Here is a 26,664-nt window from a genome sequence, read left to right on the forward strand (position 1 = left end):
GTGCCTTACGATAGATGACTGCCTGTGCACTCGGCGGTTCGATGAATTTTCTTTCATTTAGCCTGAGGGTCGAGCCGGAGCAATGGCTCCTGAAAGCGCAGCAAACGTCCGGCGTTGCCCAACACCAACAAGGTACTCAGGTTATGCAGCAGCGCCGCGATCATCGCCCCGGCCGCGCCAAGCCAACCGAAAGCCGCGAAGACCACGATCGCCAGGGTCCAGCCCAGACCGATGATCACATTGACCTGCAAAGTACGCCGGCACTGACGACTCAAGCGCACGCAGGTACCGAGGCGGCGCAAATCGCTGCCGATCAACACAATGTCCGCTGAAGCCAGCGCAATATCGGCCCCGCCAGCGCCCATCGCCACGCCGACCACGCCGGCCTTGAGCGCGAGTGAATCGTTGATGCCGTCACCGACCACCATCGGGCGGAAGCCGTGATCGATTTCCTTGAGCACGCGATTGAGTTTGTCCTCCGGTAGCGCTTGCGCCTGCACTTCGTTCAGCCCGACTTCCTGCGCCAGGGTTAGGGCAACGCTCTGACGATCACCGGTCAACAGGAGTTGGCGTCCCAGCCCCAGTTCGCGCAATTCGCTCAAGGCAAAGCGCGCTTCCGGTTTGATGCTGTCTGCTAGCAGCAGCCAGGCGAGGAATTCACCGTTCAAAGCCAGGCCGGCAATCGGGCCATCGTGTTCAGGAACGAGGGGCGTTGTGATGCCCAGTTGCGCGAACAACTCTGGACGACCGAGCGCAGCTTCGCCCTTCTCTGTCGTCGCCACTACGCCCAAGCCTTGGCGCTCATGGATTTTGGTCAGAGGCCAATAGGCTTCCTGATCGGCCATCCCGGCGAGTGCCCGGCTCACCGGATGACTGCTCGCCGCGCCAAGACTGGCGGCCAGCGCCTGCACTTCTTTAGTGTCCACACTGAGGCTGTCGATCGACTGCAAACGCAACGTGCCGTAAGTCAGCGTGCCGGTCTTGTCGACCACCAGCGAGGTCAGATCGGCAAGTTCTTCGAGGAACGCCGAGCTGCGAATCAGAATCCCGTGGCGCGCGGCGACGGCGACACCGGCAATCGCCGTGGCCGGCGCCGACAGCACCAACGCACACGGACACGCCGCCACCAGCACCGCGAGCATCGCCTGTGCATCATGGGTGACGAACCAGGTCACCGCCGCCAGCAACAAGACCAGCACCATGTAACTGCCGGCATAGCGTTCGAGCAATCGCGTGATCGGCGGTTTCGAGCGCTCGGCGTTTTGCATCAGGGCGATGACTTTGCCCAAGGTGGATTCGTCGCCGATGCGGGTGACTTCGACGCGCAGCAATCCATCGAGGTTGATCGCGCCGCCGAACACCAGCATGCCCACGCCCGCTTCCACCGGTACCGATTCACCGGTAATCGACGCCGTATCGAGACTCGCCTGGCCGGACAATACCCGACCGTCCGCCGGCACCCGATCACCGGCCCGCACCTCGACAATATCGCCAGCACTGAGCGTGCGGTTGTCCACTTCGATGATCGAACCGTCCGCTTGCAGCTTGCGCGCATGGCTGCGGGTCAGCCGGCCAAGCGCATTGATCGCTTCCTGAGAACCGATGACGCTCCGCTCTTCCAGCACATGGCCGAAGATCATGATGATCGGCAACAACGCCGCAGTGAGCAGATCACCGGTCGCCCAGGCACCGAGCATGGCCAGCGCAATCAATTGATCGGTAATGCCGTGCAGGCTTGGATAACGCAGGCTGTACCAGGCCGAACGCATTACCGGAACCGCTACGAGCAAAGAAGCGAAACCCAGCAGCAGTTGGCTGACACCGATTTGCTCCGGGAGTATCCAGCGCCAGACCAGCCCCAGACCCAGCAGCCCGAGCGCAAGCATCGCCAGGGTCAATTGGCGCGCGGCGCGACGTTGTTCGGCCGAGGACAACAGACTTGGAGCAGCGGTGGTCGCGGTCATTGACTGGCTCCTTGAATGATCAACCGGGAATCGTCTTTCGGATTGACGGTGGTGACCGACCCGGCCTGACCGAGGATCTTCGGTATGCGCTCGCGATACAGACGCAGGAGCATTTGCGGGTCGGCAGACTTGGCCAGACTCATGACGGTTGCGGTATCGGTTGAGGCTTTTGCAAGACGCTCGCCTGCCTGCGCGTGAGCCACCTGGAGCGTGCGGTCTGCCTGTTCGTTGGCGGACTGGGCAAGTTTCTCGGCATCGGTGCGCGCGTTAGCCACTGCTTTGTCAGCCTGCTGACTGGCCGTCAGAACCGCATTGAAAGCAGTGATCGCTGGCTCCGGCAGACTCGATTGCGCATCGACCCGCGACACCTCGATACCGATGCCCTGCCCGCTCGCCTTCAGTTCAGCAAGACGCGCGTTGATGCCTTGCACCAGATCACCGCGCAATCGCTCACGGCGCTCGGCTGCCTGATTGTCGGCGCCGATCAATTCCGGGCGAGCGACCAGAATGGTGTCGAGATCTCGCGCGGCGGTCAGGGCTACGGCGCTGCGCGTCACCAACCGATCGAGCGCTGGTAGCACATGTTCGCCCTGTAACACGAACGCATAGGGATCGGAGACTTGGTAAAACACTCGCACGTCCAGTTGCACTACGCCGGCGTCACCGGTCAATAAATAACCAGACCCGGCAAGTGCATCGCTCAATGGCGTAGCGAAGGACGCCACCCGGTCAGCCTTCAGCGCCTCGTCACTGCGCAACAGATTTTCCACTCGACGCTCGATCACCCGATCAGCCGCCGGCAACAGAATCACCTGCTCAAAGGGTTGCGGCCACGCCCATAACAGCCCGGCATTCTGAACGCGATCAAGCGCGCCAAAGTGCAGTACTACTGCGCGGTTTTGCGGATCAATCTGCCGGACATTCGAGACCGCCCATGCTAATGCGGCCAAAACAGTGATCGCATACAAGGCGATGAAGGTCAGACGGCCGGCCTGAATCCACGGACTGTTCAACGCATGTGTTCCACGTGGAACTTCTTCGCTCATGGCTGCGATCCGACTTTTTTGTCGAGAGTCGGTGGGCCGTCGACCAACACACGGAACGGCGCAGCATCGGTGCGCAGAATCAGTTTGGTTTCCGGTGTGACAATGGTGCCGAGGGTATCGAGCGAGCGCAGCAGGTTGTAAAGCTGCGGCGAGCTGGCGTAGGCGCGACCATAAATCTGCGCAGCCTCGACTCGCGATTGCGCTTCAATGTCAGCGGCTTTCACCGTTGCATCAGCCTGGACGATTCGCGCATCGCGCTCGGCGGCGGAGCGAATTTGCGCCGCTTCGCGTTTGCCGATCGCTGTACGTTCCGTAGCAATGGTTTCACGCTCGGCGCGCATGCGATCGACGGTTGCGCTGAGCGTGACCGAGGGCAGAGTCAGCCGCTCGATACCGACCTGCACCACGCGCACGCCATAAGTGGCGAGCAACTGTTGGTCGATCTGCTGACGCAACTGCGCTTCAAAATCGCCGATGCGTACTTGTTTGGCATCAGTGTTGACCAGATTGGCCAGATCGAAACTGCTGGCCGTGGTCTCCAGTGCCGAGCCGACAAAGGTGCGAATCTGCCGCGCCGCTTCATCCGGCTGATTCTGCACGGCACGCATGAAACGCTGCACATGTTCAGGATCACCCTGCACCTGCCACGCCACGTAGGCCTGAACGATGATGCGCAAACCGTCCTTGGTGCCGACGTCCTGCAAACCACTTGAGGTGGTACGTAGACGCAAGTCCACTGGAATCGCCGCTTCGAACGGCGCAGGCCAGCGCCAGCTCAAACCGGGATCAAGCAATACCCGCGACGGATTTCCGAAACGCGTGATGACCGTGGCTTCGCCGGAGCGCACCTGCACCAGACTCGCGGCGGCAATGGCAAACGCCACCAGCAACGCAGCCCAGGCCACACGCCGCCATGGAATTGGTCCGGCTTCTGGCACCTCGCCGTGATGATGATGGTGATGCCCGCCGTGGCCGTGGTCGTGGCCGCTGTGGTCGTGAACGTCATGAACAGGCGACTGGCTCAATGGGTGGCTCCTGGTTGAGCGGTGGTGCGGGGGGACGACGGATCAGTCGGCAGTGCGAAAGTACGCAGATCGATGGTTGGCGCATTTGCGCTCCCGCCAAGTCGATGGTCGAGCACCAGCAACCTGCCTTTACTCAAGCCCTGACTGAGCTGGCTGAGGTATTGCTCCAGCACGAACGCCTGGCCAGCACTGGCGAAAGCTTTCTGTTCAGCGCTGAATTTCAGGTCGGCGGTCTGCGCGGCGGCATTGATCTCCCGCGCATTGGCCGTTGCCTGATCCCGCGCCGTGCTCGCCTGCAACTGCGCCTCGTTAGTGGCCTGCGCAGCCGCCCCGCGTTCGCGAGCGATCAACGCCTGCGCGCCGATCTGCGCCGCTTGCACACTGTGATAGGCATTCGCCGCGCCGGCCGGTGGATGAATCGCTTCGACGACTGTGGCAAGGATCTCCACACCACTGTTCAATCTGTTCAGATCGCTTTGCACCGAGCGACCGATTTCCTCGGCCAGCCCTGCCCTGTCGTCGCCGAGCAGACCGTCGAGGGTGCGCGAGGCAAAATCGTGAACCAGGATGCGGCTGGCGGTGCTGCGAATCAGCGTCGGTACATCGGCGCTGTTATAAGTCGCGGCGAGTGCCGCCTCGTCGTTCAAACCGATGCGATAAACGAAGCGCACGTCCATGTTGACGATTTGCAGGCCCTGTTGCGCGCCGCGGCTGCTGGCGATGACCTGGGATTTGTCATTGACGTGGCTGGCGTCCCACAAACGGTTGGCGGTCAGCGGCGCCGGGCCTTCAGCGGAGTCGGACTGCACGGCGACTGGCTTGTCGCCGACACTGGTTGCCAGTTCATGGACCACGCCGTTTTCAACGGAGATCACACGCCCCAATGGCCAAGGCAACCCGCTATGCAAACCCGGGCCGAAAACCTGTACCGGTTTACCGAAGCGCTCATAGATGCCGCGACCTTGCAGGGGAATTTCATGTACCCCTGTCAGCAGCCAACCGCAAAGGGCGACCACTGCCAACACCGGCAACAACGCCCGGCGCATGTAACTGAAGGCCCAGATCTGGCGCAAATCGATGCCGAAACGGTTGTGCATTTCATGCTGTAACGCCAGCCACGGCTGCGGCGGCCAACGCAGCATATCGGCGATAAAACTGCGCGCCAGCAGGGTCGGTTCGAGTTGTTCGCGGCGCGGGCTGAAAACAGACAGCACCGCGCGCAATAACAGTTCGATGGCAACCAACATCGGCAGGATTGCGCTGAATACCGCAACACGCGCCGGCCAGACTGCGTCTTCGCTGGCAAACAACAGACACAGCGCACCGATCAACAGAGTGATGATCACCACCCGGATCAGTTGTGCCAGCGCAGCCGCTTCCGGCCACTGCGCCGGCGGTTCCTGCGCCAGTTGCCGCTCCAGCACCAGCAGGGCAAACGCCAGCAACAACGCCAATGCCGCACCGATGCTCGCCGACAGCCCCAAGGCCGCCGCAGGCAACGTGAGATTCCACACCTGCTCAATACCAAGCAGAACCAGCAACGCCCAACGGCCGAGCCACAACGTCGGCGCACCGATTTGTCCAAGCAGATGGCGGCTCTGCTGACTCAAGCGCTCCAGAAGCCTTTCGTACCAGCCCTCGGCTGCGCCGCCCTCTTCCTCGACGGTCGAATGCGAGGCGGGCGGATGCATCACCCGCGCGCGCCATTGCGTCACCCACCACGCCGATTGCAACCCGGCGACCAGTACCAGCAACGCCGCGCTCTGATTGACCAATAACGATAACCACAGGGACTGCGGCGCAAACAGGCCGACGAAAAACGCCAGCACCCAGCCCAAACCGGCCAATGCGCCGAGTCCATAAGCCAGCCGACGTAATTTGCGTGACTGCGCATCTGCTTGCTGAAAGCGCGGCAGCCCGGTGACTGGCGTGGCGTCCAACTCAAGATCGACTTGCATAAAACCCCGGAAATGTAGGCTCAGCGTTCATAGCGTTACGATATAACGGACACTGTGAAATATTCGTACACAATTTCATCTATTCAAAGATGCCGCAGCTGTCGCTTGCCTGAAGCCTTGACCGAAATGTTCGACGAAGCTCATATTACGCACATAATTTTTATCGCGACTAACCTTGGCTATCCCCATCGAGCAATCTGGAGCAAGCGCATGAGCAACTATGACGTGGTAATTCTGGGCGGCGGCCCCGGCGGTTATAACGCGGCGATCCGCGCCGGCCAGCTCGGGCTCAAGGCCGCTTGCGTCGAAGGACGTGCAACCCTCGGCGGCACCTGTCTGAACGTCGGTTGCATGCCGTCCAAAGCCTTGCTGCACGCGTCGGAGCTGTACGCCGCTGCGGTGGGGACAGAGTTCGCCAATCTCGGCATCGAGGTCAAACCGACGCTGAACCTCGCGCAGATGATGAAGCAGAAGGACGAAAGCGTCGCCGGCCTGACCAAGGGCATTGAGTTTCTGTTTCGCAAGAACAAAGTCGACTGGATCAAGGGTTGGGGCCATATCGACGGCCCGGGCAAAGTGACGGTGACCGACGCCCAAGGCAACAAGAGCGAGCTCAGCGCCAAGGACATCATTATTGCCACTGGTTCCGAGCCCACTCCCCTGCCCGGCGTCGAGATCGACAACCAGCGCATCCTCGATTCCACCGGCGCGCTGTCATTGAGTGAAGTACCCAAACATCTGGTGGTCATTGGTGCCGGGGTGATCGGCCTGGAGCTGGGTTCGGTGTGGCGGCGACTCGGCGCGCAGGTCACCGTGGTCGAATACCTTGATCGGATCTGCCCCGGCGTCGATGGCGAGGCCGGCAAGACCTTGCAGCGCGCACTGAGCAAACAAGGCATTGCCTTCAAACTGAGCTCGAAGGTCACCAGCGCCACCAGCTCCGCCACAGGCGTGCATCTGAGCGTCGAGCCTGCCGCCGGTGGCACGGCTGAGCTGATCGAAGCCGACTATGTGCTGGTGGCCATCGGGCGCCGGCCGTACACCCAGGGCCTGGGGCTGGAGAACGTCGGCCTCAGTACCGACAAACGCGGCATGCTCGCCAACAAGCAACATCGCACCGAAGCCGCCGGGGTCTGGGTGATCGGCGACGTCACGTCCGGGCCGATGCTCGCGCACAAGGCTGAAGACGAGGCCATGGCCTGCGTCGAGCAGATCCACGGCAAGGCCGGTGAGGTCAATTACGCGCTGATCCCCAACGTGATTTACACCCAACCGGAACTGGCCAGCGTCGGTCAGACCGAAGAACAGCTCAAGGCCGAGGGCCGCGCCTACAAGGTCGGCAAGTTTCCCTTCACTGCCAACAGCCGGGCGAAGATCAACCACGAAACCGAGGGCTTTGCCAAAGTCCTTGCCGACGAGCGCACGGACGAAGTCCTTGGCGTGCACCTGGTCGGGCCGAGCGTGAGCGAGATGATCGGCGAGTTCTGCGTGGCGATGGAGTTCAGCGCGTCGGCCGAGGACATTGCCCTGACCTGCCATCCGCACCCGACGCGTTCGGAAGCGTTGCGGCAGGCAGCGATGAATGTCGAGGGGATGGCGACGCAGATGTAGGTTCCAAACCTTGCCGCCGTCTTCGCGAGCAGGCTCGCTCCCACTTTGGAAGCGTTCCCCCTGTGGGAGCGAGCCTGCTCGCGAATGGCGCCACCCGATCTACAGCGGCAGATGCCCCAACGGCAACGCCCCCGGCGCTTTCACCGTGTGAATGGCAAAGTTGCTGCGAATATCGCTCACCCCCGGCAGTTTCAGCAGGTGCGCGCTGACAAAGCGGTCATAAGCGCGCAAGTCAGGCACCACTACCTGCAACAAAAAGTCCGATTCGCCGGACACCAGAAACGCTGAGACCACCTCAGGCAGCGCAGTAACAGCGGCATAAAAAGCCTCGGCGCGTTCTTCGTTGTGCCGCTCGACCTTGACCCCGACAAACACCGTCAGCCCCAGTCCGACTTCATCGCGATCCAGATTGGCCTGGTAGCCTCGGATCACCCCCGCCTCTTCCAGTATGCGCACCCGGCGCAAACACGGCGAAGCCGACAGGCCGATTTCTTCCGCGAGCTCGACATTGCTCAAGCGCCCGTTGCGTTGCAGCGCGGCGAGAATCTTGCGGTCATAGGCGTCGAGTTTCATCTTTGGCAGATCCCGATAGTCTGACGGTTGAAAACCAGCAGGTTATGCCAAAGCTGCGAACAATTGAAGCCGACTACGCAAGCACCTGCCCTGCCCTCTCGCTCTAGACTGGCGCGAGAAAATCGACATCGAAAACGGGGTGTGATGTGGCAAGTCTTTGGCTGTTTATTCTGACGCTGGCTGTGGTTCTGCTACTGCCGGGACCGGACATGATCCTGCTATTGCAAACCGGTGCTCGGCAAGGTCGCGGTGCGGCGCTGGCCACCGCACTGGGCCTGGCCATCGCCCGCGCCTGTCACGTTGCCTTGGCGGCACTGGGGCTGGCGGCGCTGTTCAAAACGGCGCCGTGGACGTTTGACGTCGTGCGCATCGCCGGCGCGGCCTATCTGATGTGGATCGGCATCCAGTGTTTCCGCAGCTCGCTGGTGCCGAGCCTGCAAGCCCAAGAGCAGGCGCCTGCCCAAGACCAGTGGCGCGGTGCGATCCGTCGCGGTTTGCTGACCAACCTGCTCAATCCCAAGGCGTTGCTGTTCTGCTCGGTGCTGCTGCCGCAATTCATCGTCAGTCACGGCGCGCCGGTGCTGAGCCAGTTTGCCGTGCTTGGCATGGTGCTGGTCGCCGTCGGTCTGCTGTTCGACAGCGTGGTTGCCCTGACTGGCGCGGCACTGGGCCGTTGGCTGCAACACAGTCCAACCGCCCAGCGCGTTCAGCAATGGTTGTTCGGCAGCCTGTTGATTGGCTTCGCCGTACGCCTGAGCTTCCTTCAGCAGACTTAAGCCTTGCGTACCTTGCGCTGACGACGGGTGATCAGCAGTAACGCGATGGCCGCGACTACGACGATCGCGCCGATCTGCACCGGCCACTTGTACGGCCGCAGCGTCCCACGCACGGCATCGGTCACTTGGGTAACGTAACGCTTGTCGGCATTTTCGAAGTCCGGGTACGGGCATTGATTTCCGAAGTCTTGCGCCCACGGCACATAAGGGCCTTCCTTGACGTAGCGCTGATACAGCGCACTCTGGTCCTCAAGGCTGCTGTTCCAGCCGGCCGCGTTGCACAACACGGCGGCAAACGCCTGACTGGTGTGCGGCAGGTTATCGGCGGCGCGACTGGCCAGTGCCGTGGCGACAAAACGATAGTGATAACGCTGATCCGGTTGCGCGGCGCTGGCCTGCTGGCGCTGCACTTCCGCCGTGGAAATCAGCGGGCCGACATCCAGCTTCGTGCTCTCCAGCGTGTAATTGCCGCCGAAGGTGGCGTAATCAGGGGCCATCTCATAACCGAGGATGTCCATGCCCCACTCCCGGGCTGTCCACGCGGCGTTGTACAACGCACTGGCGCGTTTGCTCGGCCACCACGCCGACTCGGCCTTGAGCCGTTGCTCGCCATAGAGCCGGGCCTTGTGCTGCAGATCGTCACTGGCGAAATAACCGACCGCTTCCTCGTAACGGCCCTCACGCAGCAAGCGCCGACCGAGCAGATTGCGCAGGTTGGCGGCCACCGACAGCGGCACATAGTTGTCGCGCTCTTGCTGAGTCAATGGCGGCGGTGCCGGCACGTTCTCATCGACGTACTGCTTGAGCTCATCGACTGTCAGCACCCGTTCGGCAACGGTGGCGGCATCGAACCAGTAAAGGCTGTTGCTGCGATACAGCTGCACGAACGCCTGAAGGTATTCGCCGCGTTGCAGCGCCAGGATCGCGCTTTCGCCCTCCACCCGACATTTGGGCTGCACCGTTTCAAACGCCCAGTCCGGTGTGCGGCGATAACCCCAGTCTTCGTTCTGCGGGAAGGCCTGGGCGGCTTTGGCGTAGGCGGCGGCAGCGGCAGTCGTGTCGCCCTCACGCACTGCCAGTTTTGCCCGCAGCCACCAGGCCAGTCCGCCGTCCCCGGCGTTTACCAGAAAGGCCTTGGCAGACGCGTAGTCGCCCTGTTGATAACTCATCGCCGCCAGTCGATCGGCATTGTCGAGGCTGCCACGGGTGCTGTTTTGCAGGAGTGTGACGAGTTTCTTTTCATTCGGCGGCTGCTCACCGAAAGACCAGCCCTGACGGCTGACCAGCGACGCCGTGACCAGTTGCTGCACTGCTGGCTGCTGCAGCAGTTTGGCCAGCTGAGATTCCGGCAATTCGGCCAGTTCGTTCATCAGTTGCTTGAGCGAGGTGTAACCGACGGCCGAACCGTGCAGGTTCTGTGCTTCGTACAGTTCGATGGCGCCGCTCCAGTCGCCCGCGCTGCGCAACACCCGTGCCTCTTCACCGAGGCTGGCAACGCCCAGTTCCAGCGGATCGCTGAAGCCGTCGATGCTCAGTTGCCGTGCCTGGCGGAAGGCATCGCGCGCCTGCTCCAGCGTTTCGATGCGGTCGTGCGCCCCGTTGCTCATGGCGAAGGCAATGCGCCCGAGGGAATACGCCGCCCACGTGCTGCGCAACGGACGCTGGTCTGCCGGCAGGGCCAGCACCTTGTTGAAATACTCACTGGCCAATTGATGATCACCGGTGGCAAAGGCCACCGCGCCGGCGACGTACAAACGTATTTCCGCCGGCAGACTGGCGCCCTGCTCCTCGGCCTGACGCGCATCGCTGAGCCCACGCAGGCGCTTGACCACCGCGTATTGCTCAGCGCTCAGGCCCACCTGCTCAGCCTGTTCGCGGGCCAGCTCTGACGCGTTGTCTTCGGAATAGTCGTTGGGGTTATGGGTCGCTGCGGTGACGTTTTTCAGCCCGGCAATGGTTTTACCCAGGCGACTGATTTCGAAGCTGAAACTGCCTTCGGGCAGATCGGCGAGGGTCTGCGCGCGGTTGTCGAGCAAGCGCATCGGGAAGTCCGGGCCGCAGGCCAGCGCCGAACCCAGCGGCAGGCTGAGGCTCAGGCAGAGCAGATGGCGGGGCCAGTTACGGGTCAACATGCGAACCTCCTTGATCAATATATGCACAACGCGCCCAACCGACAGCGCGCTGCCCGCCCGCCGGCAAGCGGCCGTCACGCAGGCGGGTGAAGGTAAGCAGATTGGCACTTTGTTGCAACGAGTAACCGGCGAGCGCATCGGCGCCTGCACAATCCTGCGCCTTCAGCGTGATTTGCGCGGGCCACGGACTGTCGAGATTGCCGCGGTTATCGAGCTGGATGTCATAGAGTCCGCCCTGCCCTTTGAATGACAGATGCAGATGACTCTTCAGCACATCGCCCCGCGCCACGGCGCGCAAAGTAGTCAGGCTCCAGGCGCGACGATCGTTGGCCAGCGGCAGGCGAAACCAGATCAGCCCGGCCAGATGCTCGGGCGGATCCTCGCGCAAGGTTTTGGCCAATTGGCTTAGTTGCTGCGGATCGGCGAGCAACTCCCGGCGCTGCCCGCCGCGCTCCAGTTGCACTTCGCTTTCCACTACCGGCGCGCCACCGTCATCGCTCAACAGCGCAACGCCGTAGGCCGGCAGCGCCAGATAGAACGGTTTGTCGCTGACATGTGCCCAGGCCTTGGCCCACTTCAACGCCTGCCTGGCGTTGAAAAGACCCAGTCGCGGATCGCTCACGGCGTGGACTTGCAGCACGCTGCTGTCGACGCTCTGCAACAGCGCCGGCAAGTGCGCGCTGTCGAGCCAGGCCGGCAGTGCGGTGATGCTCAAAGGCAACGATGGCGGCAAGGTCGCGCGCAGATCTTTGAGCAATTGGGCATACGCAGGCAGCCGTGCTGTACCGGCGTCGTGATCGATCTCGACGCCGCTCAACGTGAGGCCCTGCGCCTGCCAATCGGCGATGACTTGCCGAATCTGCGCGGTGACCTGCTGCTGGTCCAGTGATTGCAGCTGACCATCGAGGCGAATCACTGCGATCAGAGGGCGACCATCGGCTTTCAACAATGCCGGATCAACCCGCGCTCTGCTCCACCGTTCGCCGGGAAAGGCCTGCAATGCCAGCACGCGCAGCGTCGAGAAATCATCGCGACTGTCACGCAAGGCCGGTTCATGCGCAGGCGTCCATTGGCGCTGCCAGACGTAGAGTTGCTGGTCGAGGGCCGGCGCGACGTGTTGCTCGCAACCCGCAAGCAAGACGCCAAGGAACAGACACACAATCAACCGCATACCTTGAAAATCCCTGAAACCACAGGGCTGCAAGGTTACACAAAAACCGTGTAGGAGCTGACGAGTGAAACGAGGCTGCGATCTTTTGATCTTGCTTCAAGACTCCAGATCAAAAGATCGCAGCGTGCCGTAGCGCCTACAGGGATGCCGCAGGCTTGCGCGCGATAATCACCTGACTCTTGGCCACCACCGCATCCAGCGCCTGCTTGATCTGCGCGCCGCGCGGGGAATCCAGCACCGCTTGCCAGGTATTGGCCCAGTGCTCGAGCATCGGGTGATCGGGGTTGCTGAGATCGACCTTGGCTTCCCAGAACAACATCATCCACATCGACCAGTAGAAGCCATATTTACTGTGGCTGATGATCTCCAGCCCGGCGTCGCTGACCATGGCCTTGAACTGGTCTTCGCTGATAATGCGTATGTGATTGGGTTTCTGGAAATACTCCGGCGCGGCGATGTCCTTTTGCAGGTCCTCGGAGCTGGGATGCGGCACGCTCAGCAGATACAAAGCGCCCGGCTTGCCGACACGCACCAGTTCGGCGAGAAACTGCGCGGGATCATCAACATGCTCGATCACCTCGGTGGAGACCACACGCGTCGCCGTTGCGTCGGCGATCGGTAGCGGGTTGCAGTCGGTAATGTGGCATTCGATGTCCCGGGCCGGGGTGTCGCTCAGGCGCTGGCGGGTGGCTTCGACCTTGGCCGCATCGATATCGGCAAGAATGATCTTCGCCCCACGCATACCGCAGAAGTGCACATTGCCGCCATCACCGCAGCCGACATCAAGCAACGTATCGTCGGCACTCACAGGGAATCCCGTGTACAGCTCGTGGGTCGCCTGGTTGTACCAGCCGCTGAGTTTCGCGTCGTAAAGGCCGAGCGAGTACGGATCAACCTTGTCGGCAACCGCAGCGACCGGTTCTGCCGCAGTTTGCGCAGGCGTTGTCGCCGAGAGTTTCTTCAAAAAGCTCAGCATGAGGTGGCTCCGGGTGAGGTAACAGCAATTCGGGAGGAACCGAGGCGCTTGACCAGCGCAGCACCGCGATTGCGCATCGGCATTTCGATCAAGCGGTAGTTGAGTTCGCTGAGCACCGCGATCAGGACGAAGGCAATCAGCATCGTAAGGATGGGATGTCCGGCGGGGCTCGGCAGGCCACTGCTCTGCAAGCGAAAGATCAGTTCACGCACCAATAGATACGCCGGAATGTGAATGAGGTAGATACCGTAGGAGCGGCTGCCGATCCATGCCAGCAACCGCTGCAAGCGTCCGGCAGGCATCAGGTAGTCACAGTTGTACGAGGCGATCCAGAGCAGCAGCGCACTGAGCACGGCGATCGAACCGATCCGATAATTGGCCAGGGTAAAACGGTCGGTGGCCATGAAGCTCAACAGCGCTCCAATGACCATCAACGCTGAAATGCCAAGCCATGGTCGGCGCAAGAACGAGGGCTGCCAGCGCTGAAAACCCGGCTGCGCACTCCACATCGCCAACAGCACGCCAAGGGCCAGCGCATCGGTGCGTACTACCATCAGCAAAGGCGTGCGCACAGTCAGAATCTGCACCGCCACCAGCGCCAGCAATGCCCAGACCAGGTGTCGGCGAAACAACAGGATCAGCAACGGAAAGAGCAGGTAGAACTGCTCCTCCAGCGCCAGGCTCCAGTAGACGAAACTGCTGCCGTATTCGTATTGGAAAAAGCTGTCGGCGAAGCGGAAATTGGCGTATTGCAGTACCCCGGCCAAGGTCGCCTGAAGATTGGCGGACAGCGTACCGAACGCACCGGACCGGTTGAAAAACACACAGGCCAGCAGGATCACCGCCAGCCATAACCAGGCCGAAGGCAACAGGCGAAAAGCCCGGCGCAGCCAGAAATGGCGCACCTGTTGCCAGCGCTCCTGACCCGTCGTGCAGCCTTGCAGCACCGGGATCAAGCTGCGGGCGATGACAAAACCGGAGATCGCAAAAAACAGGTCGACGCCCCACCACGTCTGCGCCCATTCGTGGATCCGGGCAAGCGACGGCACCGGGTCAGTGAACAGATTGTCCGGCAAATGGTGGAACAACACCGCGAGCACCGCGACCGCACGCAGGACTTCAACGTCCATGATGCGCTTGGCGTTCATGCTTGGGGAGCTTCCAAAGCAGGCGCACGATGCTCGAACAACTGCGTCAGAAACCCTCGCAAACGCTGTTCAGCCACAGTCTGGCTGCAGAACGCCTGCAAACTTACGACTGCCTGCGCCGACATCTCGGCATAGCGCTGCGGCTGGTTTTTCGCGACGTCGTAACTGGCCCGATAGGCCTCGCACAATGAGCTCCAGTTGGTCACATAACGCAGGGTTCGGAAGGCTTTGCGCGGGTCGTGGGGCCAGGCTGTCAGCTCGTCGGTGGACTCGATGAGAAAGGCATTTTCCGTGCTCAGGTAATCGATCATCGCCGTGGTACGCGGCGCCACCGCCGGCTTGCCGCAGGACATGAATTCCATCAGCGGCAGACACTGACCTTCGCCGTAGGAGGTGTTGACCACGTACCGCGTGGCCTGCACCAGTTGCTCGTAGTCCGGATCGGCGAGGTAACCGTAGATCAGAACGATGCGGCAACGGTAAGACTGGTTTTTGTACAAATGATGGAGGATATCGCTGAGCGCTTCTTCGGCGTCGTGGTGAGTGAGCTTGAGCACCAGCGTCGCGTCTTCGACATCGCGAAAACTAACGCAAAAAGCGCTGAGCATGTCTTCCCAGTTCTTGCGCCCGTCACCGGGATTGAACACCGAGGTATAAACCACGCCGTCAAGCACCAGCGTCTGCTCGGAGGCCGGCGCGGCGAAGTCGATGCCGTCGCCGCTGCGCAGGTGCGCCGGCCCGAATGCATTCAGATTGAGGGTGCGGCTGTCCGCGACCAGACCTTTGATCGTCAGGCTGTAGGCGGTGGCCAGGGCTTGCTCGGGCATTTTCGCGCCACGGGCAGCAAAGCGGTCCCAGACCGGCGCCGGCACCGCGACGATCGGGTACTCGGCACCCATCGCCTCGTGCACGGCATTGACCGTGTAGCTGGAGTGGGTGATCGCTGCGCCACAGGCATGCAAGACGCTACGCCAGTCATTGCGCGGCTCGCCCGCAAAGGCTTCATTGGGGATCGTGCTGAACTCCCACGCAAACACCGGCAGCGTCGGACAGGCCAGGTGAACGGGAGTGCGATGCGGCGGCGAGAACGACAGAAACACGCAGGGCTCGCCACGGCTCAGACACTCCAGATACAGAGCATCGACTTCCGTCTGCGGATCGGCCACTTCCACGACCCGACCGATGCGTTCGAGCACCGGACGATACTCCTTGAGCACGAAGTAATAGCTGTACTCCGAACGCCCGAGGTTCTGCGCAATGGTGTGCCGGTTGGTTTCCGAATGAATGATGATCAGCATGAGGCGTTATCCGTCACAGGCGCAGCATCGGTGGGGCCTGCTGTCAGCGCAAAGAACTCCGCGAGCCGTTTGCGCACCGGCGCGAAGGCGCAGTATTGCTGCATGCGCGCGACGGCGGCGGCAGACATCCGCTGATACTCCTGCGGCTGGGCCTTGGCCATTCGATAGCTGTTTTCGTAGGCGTTTTTCAGCGAGCCCCAGTCGGGGCGGTGCCGCAGCGTGCGGTAGATGATCCGCGTGTCCTGCGGCCAGATCGTCAGCTCTTCACTGGACCTGACCACGAACGCCACCGAGTCATCGATGTAATCTTCCATCGCCGTGTGATCGGGGGCGATCACCGGTTTACCGCTGGACATGAACTCCATCAAGGGCAGGCATAGCCCTTCGCAACGTGACGCGTTGACGTAGAAACTGGCCGCCTGATAGAGCCTGGCGTACTGCGCGTCGTCGAGGTAACCGTGCATCACCACGACCCGACAGGCGAACGGTGTGAGTTGCGCCAGCAGGGTCATCAACTCGCTGTAATAGGACGCCAGATCATTCTGGGTGATCTTGAGCACCAGCGTCGCGTCGGGCGTTTCGCGGAACGCCCAGCAGAATGCGCTGATCAGTCGATGCCAGTTCTTGCGGCCATCCTTGGGATTGAATACCGAGACGTACACCACACCCTCGACTGTGGTTTCGACCACCGATGAGGTGTCCGGCAGATCGAGTGGCGCCGGTTCGATCACGGGCACCGGCGCAGCGCCGCACACCTCAGGCCAACGCTGTTGCAGCCAGCCATGCAAAGCGTCCGGCAGCAGATCGCGAATGCCCTCCCAGTACCAGTTGTGCAGAAATTTCACCCGTGGCACTGGTTCCGCCTGCTCGTGTTCCAGATCCAGCACCCACAGGCGCAGATAATGTCGAGCAATGACCAGTCGGCGTTTGAACGTCAACGGTGGCGGGCGCGCGGCTTCAATTGCTGCGGCCAGTGCAGCCTGCTCTTCAGGGCTGATTGGCGTTGGGATCAGCGCATCGGCTGACAGGCCGAGGGTGCGTGAATCGAAAATACAGCCCTTGATCGCCAGTGCAGTCCCGGGATTGACCGGCATGGGTTGGTGTTGCTGACGAATCGTTGCGAAGCTGTCCCACAACGGCGTCGGCAAAACCAGCACCGGGAACGCTTCGCCCATGGCGCGGCGGATGGCCGTTGCCGTGTGGCTCGACAGAGTGATGACCCGGCCGTGGCGTGCGAGCATGCGTGTCCAGTCCTGACGCGGATCGTCGTCCCACTGTTCATCGGGGATCGAATCGAACTCCCAGGCCACCACGCAAATCGTCGGGCATTCCAGATCAACCGGGGTCTTCTGCGGTGGGGTGAAGGACAGGAACACACTGTCTTCACCTGCGGCGAGCAATTGCCGGTAAATCACATCGACGTCGGCGACAGATCCGGCCACGTGCACGCGCCCCAGGCTTTCCAGCACCGGGCGATAGGCTTTGAGGACAAAGTAATAGCTGTATTCCGGACGCCCCAGACTGGCACTGATGGAGCTGTCGTTGACGTCCGAGTAGAGAATGAAATTCATGGCATCCCACGATGAAGCGCCATCCCGGCGACTTCATGCTATGACGGCCGCGCGTCGGATCGGGTCGGCAGGGCCGGCACTCGTCCGTCATCATCGGGCACGTCTCTGTTCTTGTTTTAGTGGTCAGTTTCACCCCGCGTCGCGGCGTCCGGAAAACAATCGGCCAACTCGCGACGAAGGCCATTCTAAACACATCCATCGCGAGTCCGGGAACCGCCGGGCGAGAATAAATCGGACTATGCTGACGAGAACTGACCAGTCACGGTTTGCCCGGTTGAAATTGCCGAGCAATTGGCACAGATTGGCAACCAAACAACTACAACAACGGCTTCGCCTGCTGTTTGCGCGGATATTCCCCGCTGTATTTCAGACTTATCCCAAAAGCATCCGGGAAAGCGGCGCGAGTCATGACCAAGGGGTCGCTGTTTGAAAAAACGTCTGTTCGTCACGGGCCTCAGCGGCTTCGTGGGACAACACATTCAGTCTCGTCTGGCTTCGCCGGGATCGTCGTGGGCGCTGCTGCCTGCCGCATCGGCCTACGACCTTACGAACGCCGACAGCCTCATCGACCTTTGGCCCGAGATGCCGGATGCAGTCATTCATCTGGCCGGACAGACCTTCGTGCCGGAAGCCTTTCGTGACCCGGCCCGCACCCTCGATATCAATCTTTTCGGCACCCTCAACCTGTTGCAGGCGCTCAAGGCTCGCGGCTTTGCCGGCACTTTCCTGTACGTCAGCTCCGGCGACGTTTACGGGCAAGTCGGCGAGCAGCACCTGCCGATCACCGAGCAACAACCGCCGCTGCCGCGCAATCCTTACGCGGTGAGCAAACTTTCAGCGGAGTTCCTCAGCTTGCAATGGGGCCTGAGTGAAGGCTGGCCGGTGCTGGTGGCGCGTCCGTTCAACCACATCGGCACCGGGCAGAAAGACAGCTTCGTCATCGCTAGCGCAGCCCGGCAGATCTGCCGCATCAAACAGAGCCTGCAAGCACCGCAACTGCAAGTCGGCGATATCGACGTGACCCGCGATTTCCTCGATGTCGGCGATGTGATTCGCGCGTACTTCGCATTGCTGGAAAACGGCACACCGGGGCAGGTCTACAACATCTGCTCGGGCCGCGAGCAAAGCATTCGCAGCCTGATCGAGCAATTGGCCGATCTGGCCGAAGTCGACGTTGAACTGGTGCCGGATCCGGCGCGCATGCGTCGCGCCGACCAGCGCCGCGTCTGCGGCAGCCACGCAAAACTGGCCAACGCCACAGGATGGGTGCCAGCCATCACCACACAACAATCCCTGCGGGCGATCCTGTCCGACTGGGAGATGCGAGTACGACAACAATGACAAAAAGTGCACTGATTACCGGGATCACGGGCCAGGATGGCGCCTATCTGGCCAAACTGCTGCTGGACAAGGGTTACAAGGTTCACGGCCTCGTTGCTCGACGCAGCAGCGATTCACGCTGGCGCCTGCGCGAGATGGGTGTCGAAGCCGACATTGTCTACCTCGACGGCGACATGGCCGATGCCTGCTCGGTGCAGCGTGCGGTAATCAAATCGGCACCGGACGAAGTCTACAACCTCGCCGCACAGAGTTTTGTCGCCGCCTCCTGGGATCAACCGGTGACCACCGGCATCGTCGATGGATTGGGCGTGACACACCTGCTCGAAGCGATCCGTCAGTTCAGCCCGCACACGCGCTTCTATCAGGCCTCGACCAGCGAAATGTTCGGCCTCATCCAGGCAGAGCAGCAGGACGAAAACACCCCGTTCTATCCACGCAGCCCTTACGGCGTAGCCAAGCTCTACGGCCACTGGATCACCGTCAACTACCGCGAAAGCTTCAACCTGCACGCCAGCAGCGGCATCCTCTTCAACCATGAATCACCGCTGCGCGGCATCGAATTCGTTACCCGCAAAGTCACTGACGCTGCCGCGCGCATCAAGCAGGGCAAACAGCACGAGTTGGCTCTTGGCAACATTGACGCCAAGCGCGATTGGGGCTTTGCCGGCGATTACGTCGAGGCCATGTGGTTGATGCTGCAACAGGACAAACCCGACGATTTTGTGGTCGCCACGGGCGTCACCACCACCGTGCGCGAAATGTGCCGCATTGCCTTCGATCACGTCGGCCTTAACTACCGTGACTACGTGAAGATCGACCCGGCGTTTTTCCGCCCGGCCGAAGTCGAAGTGCTGCTCGGCAACCCGGCCAAGGCCCAGCGTGTGCTGGGCTGGAAACCGAAAACCGACCTGGATACCTTGATCCGCATGATGATGGATGCGGACATGAAACGCGTCGCCAAGGAGTAGGCCATGCTGATTCCGGTGATTCTGTCCGGCGGTGCCGGCACCCGTTTGTGGCCGGTGTCCCGCGAGGGCCACCCCAAGCCGTTCATGGCCCTGCCCGACGGCCAGTCGCTGCTGGGCAAGACCTACCAACGTGCGGCGGCGTTGCTGGACGGCTGGGGCGACATCGTCACGGTGACCAACCGCGAGTATTACTTCCAGAGCAAGGATCACTACTGCGCGGCGCATGTGTCGCGCCATCGCGGGCACTTTCTGCTGGAGCCGAGCGGGCGCAATACCGCACCGGCGATCGCAGCGGCAGCACTGTCATTGCAGGCGCTGCATGGTGACGACGCGGTCATGGTAGTGATGCCGGCCGATCACTTGATCGTCAATCAGGACGCCCTGAAGAGTGCGGTCGAGCACGCAGTGAATCTGGCGAAGGACGGTTATCTGGTGACCTTCGGCGTGGTTCCGACCGCCCCGGAAACCGGCTTCGGTTATATCGAAACCGGTGCGCCGCTGGACGCCAGAGGCGCGGCCAAGGTGCAGCGTTTCGTCGAGAAACCCGACCTGCATACCGCCACGCATTACCTGGAGAGCGGCAACTTCCTGTGGAATTCGGGGATGTTCTGCTTCACCACCGCGACGCTCATTGCCGAACTGCAACTGCACGCACCCGAGTTGCTGGAACAGACCCGCGCCTGCATGGCCGTCAGCGCACCGGTCGAAACGGTCGGCTGCCTGCAACAGGAGCTGTCACCGACGCTGTTTGCCGAAATCACCGACATCTCCATCGACTACGCGCTGATGGAGCGCTCGGAAAAAGTAGTGGTGGTACCTGCCGGTTTCGACTGGAGCGACATCGGTTCGTGGAGCGCGGTCGCCGCGCTGATTCCCGCCGATGCCGACAACAACCGCGCCAGCGGCGAAGCGATCTTCATCGACAGCCACAACAACTTCGTGCAGAGCGAAGGCCGGCTGGTGGCGACTGTCGGGGTGGATAATCTCATCGTTGTAGATACTGCCGATGCGGTGCTGGTGGCCCATGCCGACCGTGCGCAGGATGTACGCCGCGTGGCGAAGCAACTCAAGGACAAGTCCCACGAAGCCTATCGCCTGCATCGTACGGTCAGCCGTCCGTGGGGCACCTACACCGTTCTGGAGGAAGGCCCGCGTTTCAAGATCAAGCGCATCGTGGTCAAACCCGGTGGCAAGTTGTCGTTGCAGATGCACCATCACCGCAACGAGCACTGGGTGGTGGTCGAAGGCATGGCCAAGGTCACCAACAACGGTTCCGGCACGACCCTGGTCGCCAAGAATGAATCAACGTTCATCGCCGCCGGCCACAAGCATCGCCTGGAGAACCCCGGGGTGATCGATCTGGTCATCATTGAAGTGCAAAGCGGCGAATATCTGGGCGAGGACGATATCGTTCGCTTCGAAGATCAATATGGCAGGACGGTCTGAATGCTGCTTTCCCTGTACCGCTCGCTGCACAGCTACCGTGGATTCATCCTCGGCAGCGTGCAGCGCGAGTTTCAAGCGCGTTATCGCAATTCGCTGTTCGGCGCGCTATGGCCGATTTTCAATCCGCTGTCGATGATCATTGTCTACACGGTGATCTTTTCCCAGATCATGCGCGCACGTTTACCGGGTGTGGACGACAGCATGGCCTACAGCGTCTACCTGTGCGCTGGTCTGCTGGCCTGGGGACTGTTTTCCGAAATAACCCTGCGCAGTCAGAACATGTTTCTGGAAAACGCCAACCTGCTGAAGAAAATCAGCTTCCCGAGGATCTGCCTGCCGGTGATTGTATTGATCAATGCCGGGATCAATTTCGCCATCATCATCAGTCTGTTTCTCGGTTTTCTGCTGATCACCGGGCGCTGGCCGGGAATGGCTTTGCTGGCGCTGATTCCGCTGATTGCTCTGCAAATGATGTTCTGCGCCGGGCTGGGCATGGTCCTAGGGGTGTTGAACGTGTTCTTTCGCGATGTCGGCCAGTTGTTCGGCATCTGCCTGCAGTTCTGGTTCTGGCTGACACCGATCGTCTACCCGGTCACGATCCTGCCGGAATGGGTGCAGCGCCTGCTGCAACTCAACCCGCTGACCAACCTGTTCAGCAGTTATCAGAACCTGTTTCTCTACGGTCAGTGGCCGGTATGGAGTTCGCTGCTGCCGGTTTTCATTACTGGCGTGGTGTTCTGTCTGATCGGTCTGCGGCTGTTTCGCCAGCGCGTCGGCGAAATGGTGGATGAACTCTGATGGGACATATTCGCGTCACCGGCCTGGGCAAGGCCTATAAGCAATACCCAAACCGCTGGGCACGGCTGGCCGAGTGGCTGATTCCGTTTTCGCCGCTTCGGCATCAACAGCACTGGGTACTGCAAGATGTCGAATTCGAGATTGCTCCGGGTGAAGCGGTGGGTATCGTCGGCGCCAACGGAGCAGGCAAAAGCACCTTGCTGAAAATGATCACCGGCACCACTCAACCCACCCAAGGCAAGATTGAATTGCAAGGGCGCGTCGCAGCGCTGCTGGAGCTGGGCATGGGTTTCCACCCAGACTTTACCGGTCGGCAGAACGCAATCATGGCCGGTCAGTTGTTGGGCATGCAGCTTGAAGAAATCCAGGCCCTGATGCCCGATATCGAGCGTTTTGCCGAAATCGGCGAAGCCATCGATCACCCGGTCCGCACTTACTCCAGCGGCATGCAGATGCGCCTGGCGTTCAGTGTCGCCACCGCCCGGCGCCCGGACATCCTGATCGTCGACGAAGCGCTGTCGGTGGGTGATGCCTATTTCCAGCACAAGAGCTTCGAACGCATCCGCAGCTTTCGCAAATCCGGCACGACGTTATTGATCGTGTCCCATGATCGCTTCGCGATTCAGTCGATTTGCGACTCGGCGATCCTGCTCAAGGATGGGCGCGTGGCCATGCGCGGCAAACCGGAGCCGGTTCTCGATTATTACAATGCGCTGATGGCCGAACGTGAGGGTCAGGTAGTACGCCAGGAAACGCTCGCCGGCGGCGAGGTGCAAACGGTCTCCGGCACCGGCGAGGCGGCGATTCTGAGCGTACGCCTGCTCGATGAAAACCAGCGCAGCATTGAGGCTGTTGAAGTCGGCCAACCGGTGGTGCTCGAAGTGCAGGTCGAAGTGCGCAAGGACATCGAACGGCTGGTGCTGGGCTTCATTCTCAAGGATCGCCTCGGCCAGATGATGTACGGCATCAACACCCACCGGCTGAACAAGGCATTGACCGATCTGCGCGCCGGTGAACGCTTCACCTATCGCTTCGCCTTCATCATGGGCCTGGGCAAAGGCAACTATTCGGTGTCGCTGAGCCTGTCGCGTCTGGACTCACATCTGGATCGCAATTTCGAGTGGCGTGACTACGGGATGGTGTTCCAGGTGATCAACAGCCGTCGGGAAGACTTCGTCGGCTGTACCTGGCTGGACGCTAAAACCACCATCAGCCGCGACACCGAGGCCCGGCCTGTCGAGCGTGCGCCATGACCCGCCTCTTGGTTGAATGCACTCACGTATTCAAACACCCCAAGATCAATTCGGGGATCCAGCGCGTGGTGCGCAATGTCATCAAGCAGTTGCCCGCCAGCGCTGAAGGCGTCGAGTGCATGCCGGTGGTGGTGATCAATAGCCAGCTCTACCGCGTGCTGCAACTGGCGCCACTCGATACACCGTTCTGGAACAGCCTCGAAACCTTCGGTGAACGCCTGGAGCGCCTCGCCCATCGTTTCTGGCAGTGGCATCAGCGCCGCGATGCGCTATGCACTTCGAAACTGGCGCGGCGGCTCCTTTACGCCAGCTATCGGTTGACCCAGTTTGCCGTGCTCGGCCTGCCGATTCGGCTCGTCAGACGGATCAATCGCAGGCAGCTGCTTAAACGTTGCTCGCCGCTTCAACACCACCCGGGCGATCAACTGGTGCTGCTGGATTCATCCTGGCACTCGGACTTTTTCGCCCATGTCGAGCAGCTCAAACGCGACGGCGTCGGCATGATCGCGGTGATCTACGACCTTATTCCGCTGACGCATCCGCAGTTTTACGACACGCGGCTGGTCGAAGTTTTCAATGAGTGGTTCGACTGGATCACCCGCACGGCCGATGGCTACATGGCGATTTCCGCCGCAGTGCGTGATCAGGTGCGTGGTGAATTGCAACGCAGAGTCGGTGCCGAGCAGACTGAAAAGCGCTGGTTCGATTACTTTTATCTGGGGTCCGAGCTCGATCTGCAGCACAGCGAAGCCACGGTCGAACCGCGCCTGAGTGACCTGTTCACTGCGACCGAAGCGGTTTTTCTGATGGTCAGCACCATCGAGCCGCGCAAGAACCATGGGTACCTGCTCGACGCCTTCGAACGCGCCTGGGCTGCCGGTTCGACCGCACGCTTGTGCATCGCCGGGCGTATCGGCTGGAAATGCGAGGCGCTGCTTGAGCGAATCCGCAATCATCCGGAACTGAATCGGCGCCTGTTCATGTTCAATGACCTGAGCGACACCAGCCTCGAATACGCCTATGCGCAGGCCAGCGCGTTGGTGTTTCCTTCGTTTGTCGAAGGCTTCGGCCTGCCACTGGTAGAAGCCATGCAGCGCGGTTTGCCAGCGATGGGCAGCGACGTCGCGGTATTCCGCGAAATCGGTGGCGAGTTCATGGCGTATTTCGATCTGCTGGATCCACAAAGCCTTGCCGATCTGATCGAAACCTATCAGCGCAGCGGACAGTTTCCCGCCGCCCGCGACGTCGCTGACTGGCGCTGGATCGGCTGGCGCGAGGCCAGTGAGCAGTTGGCGACACGCAGCCTTGCCCATGTTCAGCAGGCCCTGCGCGTGCAAGCGAGGCCGCATGCGCATTGCTCTTAACGCCCGCATCCTGCAAGCGCCGCGCACCGGCATCGGCCACTACGTCGCCGAACTGGTCAACGCCTTGCGCAGCGAACCTGATGTGGACGTAAGCCTGTTTCATGGCTGGGGCTGGAGTTCGGCCCTGCCGGACGCGGCCATGCCCGGCTACTCGCGCATGACGCCATTGCTGCGAAAAATTCCCGGGGCCTATCAGGCACGCCGCTGGCTGGAGCAGAAACGTTTCGATCAGGTGCGTGCACAAAAGATTGATCTTTATCACGAGCCTAGCCTGTGGCCGCTGGCCTTCGACGGTCCGACCGTGATCACCCTGCATGACCTGACGCACCTGCATTTTCCAGAAACCCAACCACCAGCACGTTTGAGGGAAATCGAACGTCGTCTGGCCGCCGGTGTGGAGCAGGCGCGGGTCATTCTGACCGATTCGCAGGCGATCGCTGACGAGGCGCAGGCCTACTTTAATCTCCCTGCACAGCAATTCGTTGTGGCGCCGTTGGGTGTGTCCGAGCGCTTCCGTCCCCGGCCACTTGAGGAAATCGACAGTGTGCTCAAGGCTCACGCCGTCCAGGCACGGGAATATTTCCTCTGTGTCGGCACCCTGGAGCCGCGCAAGAACCTGAGCCTGGCGTTGCAGGCCCACGCCCTGCTGCCAGACGCCGTGCGCCAGCGCTTTCCCTTGTTGATTGCAGGCATGGCCGGATGGCAGCGCGAACAGTTCAACGAGCCACTGCGCCAGGCACTGGCCAGCGGCCACGTGTGCCTGCTCGGCTATCTGCCCGATGAGCTATTGGCGCAACTGCTGGCCGGCGCCCGGGCGCTGATATTTCCGTCGTTGTATGAGGGCTTTGGCTTGCCGGTGCTGGAAGCCATGGCCAGTGGCACGCCGGTGGTGACCACCCGTTCTTCGGCGATGCCGGAAGTGGCTGGCGCGGCTGGCAACTATATTGAAGCGGACGATGCCGAGGGTCTGCGTGATGCAATGGGCCGGCTGATCGACGACTCGCTGCATTGGCAGGCCTGCCGCGAAGCGGGATTGCAGCAGGCGGCACTTTTTTCCTGGCAACGTTGTGCACAGGCTACGGCTGGTGCCTACCGCCAGGCCATGGGAGGTTGAATGCGCGTTCTTCATTTCTTCAAGACGTACCTGCCCGATTCGGTCGGCGGCATCGAACAAGTCATCTTTCAGTTGTGCGAAAGCGGCGCTCAGCATGGCATCGATGGGCAAGTGCTGACCCTCAGCACCAATCCGACACCGCCCGTGGTGCAACTGGGTCAGCACGAAGTACATCGGGCGAAGCTGGATGTCCAGTTCGCCTCCACTGGCTTTTCCTGGAGTGTGTTCAAGCAGTTCCGTGAGCTAGCCGCCGAAGCCGACGTGATCAACTATCACTTCCCGTGGCCATTCATGGACCTGGTGCATTTCGCCAGCGCTGTGAACAAGCCGAGCGTAGTTACTTATCACTCGGACATCATTCGCCAGAAGCATCTGCTCAAGCTCTATCGGCCACTGATGAATCGCTTCCTCGCCAGCGCCGACCGCATCGTTGCTGCATCGCCGAACTATCTGCACACCAGCGATGTGCTGCAGCAATTTCAGGACAAGACCCGCGTTATCCCCTACGGCCTGAATAAAGCAGGTTATCCACAACCCGATACCGAACGCATGAACCGCTGGCGCCAACAGCTTGGGGATAAGTTTTTTCTGTTCGTCGGGGTGATGCGTTATTACAAGGGCCTGCACATCCTGCTCGATGCGCTCAAAGACATCGATTATCCCGTGGTGATTGTCGGTGCCGGTCCGCTGGAGCAGGAACTGCATGCACAGGCCGCCGCGCTGGGCCTGCGCAATATTCATTTCCTCGGCCGTCTGAGTGACCAGGACAAAGTGGCGTTGCTGCAATTGAGTTACGCGATCGTATTTCCTTCGCACCTGCGCTCCGAGGCTTTCGGGATTTCGTTGCTCGAAGGCGCGATGTACGGTAAACCGATGATCTCCAGCGAAATCGGCACCGGCACCAGTTTCATCAATATCCACAACGAAACCGGACTGGTGGTGCCGCCGAGCAATCCACAGGCCTTTCGGGAAGCCATGCGTACGCTATGGGACAACCCTGAGCGTGCCGCCGAGATGGGCGTCAAAGCGGAAGCGCGCTATCGGCAGTTATTCACTGCCGATGAAATGGGCCGCAAGTGGACAGAGCTGTATCAGGAACTGCTGGCTGAAAAGGCTCTGTCCTACGCTTGA

General features: G+C 61.0%; 21 protein-coding genes. 10 read left to right on the forward strand and 11 right to left on the reverse strand.

What is annotated here, in order from left to right:
• Positions 1 to 53: 53 nt before the first annotated feature.
• Genes AB4N73_RS21605 through hflK (AB4N73_RS21620) form a run of 4 tightly spaced genes read right to left on the reverse strand, consistent with a single transcriptional unit; the run spans position 54 to position 5,993 of the window.
• Positions 54 to 1,964: a heavy metal translocating P-type ATPase gene (locus AB4N73_RS21605; RefSeq protein ID WP_375122903.1), complete on the reverse strand. Its 1,911-nt coding sequence runs from the start codon at positions 1,962 to 1,964 to the stop codon at positions 54 to 56.
• Entirely contained in the window at positions 1,961 to 3,010 is a 1,050-nt protein-coding gene (gene hflK, locus AB4N73_RS21610; RefSeq protein WP_460142525.1) for a protease modulator HflK, read from the reverse strand. The genes AB4N73_RS21605 and hflK (AB4N73_RS21610) overlap by 4 nt, the downstream gene beginning before the upstream one ends.
• Positions 3,007 to 4,035: a protease modulator HflC gene (gene hflC, locus AB4N73_RS21615; RefSeq protein WP_252885058.1), complete on the reverse strand. Its 1,029-nt coding sequence runs from the start codon at positions 4,033 to 4,035 to the stop codon at positions 3,007 to 3,009. The genes hflK (AB4N73_RS21610) and hflC overlap by 4 nt, the downstream gene beginning before the upstream one ends.
• Entirely contained in the window at positions 4,032 to 5,993 is a 1,962-nt protein-coding gene (gene hflK, locus AB4N73_RS21620) for a protease modulator HflK (RefSeq protein WP_460142526.1), read from the reverse strand. The genes hflC and hflK (AB4N73_RS21620) overlap by 4 nt, the downstream gene beginning before the upstream one ends.
• 210 nt (positions 5,994 to 6,203) lie before the next feature.
• Between hflK (AB4N73_RS21620) and lpdA the strand changes: the two genes are divergently transcribed.
• Positions 6,204 to 7,604, forward strand: a complete 1,401-nt coding sequence (gene lpdA / locus AB4N73_RS21625) for a dihydrolipoyl dehydrogenase (protein ID WP_056791033.1) — start codon at positions 6,204 to 6,206, stop codon at positions 7,602 to 7,604.
• Positions 7,605 to 7,703: 99 nt separating this feature from the next.
• Here the strand turns inward: lpdA and AB4N73_RS21630 are convergent, their stop codons facing one another.
• A complete protein-coding gene (locus AB4N73_RS21630; protein ID WP_073470845.1) occupies positions 7,704 to 8,177 on the reverse strand; it encodes an Lrp/AsnC family transcriptional regulator in 474 nt (157 codons plus the stop codon).
• Between the two features lie 146 nt (positions 8,178 to 8,323).
• Between AB4N73_RS21630 and AB4N73_RS21635 the strand changes: the two genes are divergently transcribed.
• Complete coding sequence (locus tag AB4N73_RS21635; RefSeq protein ID WP_460142527.1) at positions 8,324 to 8,953, forward strand: LysE family translocator; 630 nt, start codon at positions 8,324 to 8,326, stop codon at positions 8,951 to 8,953.
• Here AB4N73_RS21635 and AB4N73_RS21640 read toward each other — a convergent pair.
• The 6 genes from AB4N73_RS21640 to AB4N73_RS21665 all read right to left on the reverse strand — a co-directional run bounded on the left by AB4N73_RS21640 (position 8,950) and on the right by AB4N73_RS21665 (position 17,249).
• Positions 8,950 to 11,085: a hypothetical protein gene (locus tag AB4N73_RS21640; protein WP_460142528.1), complete on the reverse strand. Its 2,136-nt coding sequence runs from the start codon at positions 11,083 to 11,085 to the stop codon at positions 8,950 to 8,952. The genes AB4N73_RS21635 and AB4N73_RS21640 overlap by 4 nt on opposite strands.
• Complete coding sequence (locus AB4N73_RS21645; RefSeq protein WP_460142529.1) at positions 11,072 to 12,256, reverse strand: DUF3142 domain-containing protein; 1,185 nt, start codon at positions 12,254 to 12,256, stop codon at positions 11,072 to 11,074. The genes AB4N73_RS21640 and AB4N73_RS21645 overlap by 14 nt, the downstream gene beginning before the upstream one ends.
• Positions 12,257 to 12,392: 136 nt before the next feature.
• Entirely contained in the window at positions 12,393 to 13,232 is an 840-nt protein-coding gene (locus tag AB4N73_RS21650; RefSeq protein WP_095181181.1) for a class I SAM-dependent methyltransferase, read from the reverse strand.
• On the reverse strand, positions 13,226 to 14,380 hold the full coding sequence (locus AB4N73_RS21655; protein WP_460142530.1) for an acyltransferase family protein: 1,155 nt from the start codon (positions 14,378 to 14,380) through the stop codon (positions 13,226 to 13,228). Before AB4N73_RS21655 ends, AB4N73_RS21650 begins: the two co-directional genes overlap by 7 nt.
• Entirely contained in the window at positions 14,377 to 15,678 is a 1,302-nt protein-coding gene (locus AB4N73_RS21660; protein WP_056791055.1) for a glycosyltransferase, read from the reverse strand. Before AB4N73_RS21660 ends, AB4N73_RS21655 begins: the two co-directional genes overlap by 4 nt.
• A complete protein-coding gene (locus AB4N73_RS21665; RefSeq protein WP_460142531.1) occupies positions 15,672 to 17,249 on the reverse strand; it encodes a glycosyltransferase in 1,578 nt (525 codons plus the stop codon). Before AB4N73_RS21665 ends, AB4N73_RS21660 begins: the two co-directional genes overlap by 7 nt.
• A gap of 426 nt (positions 17,250 to 17,675) precedes the next feature.
• Here AB4N73_RS21665 and AB4N73_RS21670 point away from each other — a divergent pair, with 426 nt between their 5' ends.
• From AB4N73_RS21670 to AB4N73_RS21705, 8 genes are read left to right on the forward strand one after another with little or no spacing between them, the layout of a single operon-like run.
• Complete coding sequence (locus tag AB4N73_RS21670) at positions 17,676 to 18,590, forward strand: GDP-mannose 4,6-dehydratase (RefSeq protein ID WP_460142532.1); 915 nt, start codon at positions 17,676 to 17,678, stop codon at positions 18,588 to 18,590.
• On the forward strand, positions 18,587 to 19,558 hold the full coding sequence (gene gmd, locus AB4N73_RS21675) for a GDP-mannose 4,6-dehydratase (protein ID WP_105704732.1): 972 nt from the start codon (positions 18,587 to 18,589) through the stop codon (positions 19,556 to 19,558). The genes AB4N73_RS21670 and gmd overlap by 4 nt, the downstream gene beginning before the upstream one ends.
• Before the next feature lie 3 nt (positions 19,559 to 19,561).
• Complete coding sequence (locus tag AB4N73_RS21680; protein ID WP_375122915.1) at positions 19,562 to 21,004, forward strand: mannose-1-phosphate guanylyltransferase/mannose-6-phosphate isomerase; 1,443 nt, start codon at positions 19,562 to 19,564, stop codon at positions 21,002 to 21,004.
• Positions 21,005 to 21,802, forward strand: a complete 798-nt coding sequence (locus AB4N73_RS21685; RefSeq protein WP_150637248.1) for an ABC transporter permease — start codon at positions 21,005 to 21,007, stop codon at positions 21,800 to 21,802.
• Positions 21,802 to 23,055, forward strand: a complete 1,254-nt coding sequence (locus tag AB4N73_RS21690) for an ABC transporter ATP-binding protein (RefSeq protein ID WP_095181174.1) — start codon at positions 21,802 to 21,804, stop codon at positions 23,053 to 23,055. Before AB4N73_RS21685 ends, AB4N73_RS21690 begins: the two co-directional genes overlap by 1 nt.
• Complete coding sequence (locus AB4N73_RS21695) at positions 23,052 to 24,419, forward strand: glycosyltransferase family 4 protein (protein ID WP_460142533.1); 1,368 nt, start codon at positions 23,052 to 23,054, stop codon at positions 24,417 to 24,419. Before AB4N73_RS21690 ends, AB4N73_RS21695 begins: the two co-directional genes overlap by 4 nt.
• Positions 24,403 to 25,533: a glycosyltransferase family 4 protein gene (locus tag AB4N73_RS21700; protein ID WP_460142534.1), complete on the forward strand. Its 1,131-nt coding sequence runs from the start codon at positions 24,403 to 24,405 to the stop codon at positions 25,531 to 25,533. The genes AB4N73_RS21695 and AB4N73_RS21700 overlap by 17 nt, the downstream gene beginning before the upstream one ends.
• Complete coding sequence (locus tag AB4N73_RS21705; protein WP_150637255.1) at positions 25,534 to 26,664, forward strand: glycosyltransferase family 4 protein; 1,131 nt, start codon at positions 25,534 to 25,536, stop codon at positions 26,662 to 26,664.

Source organism: Pseudomonas sp. S3_B08 (assembly GCF_054667725.1).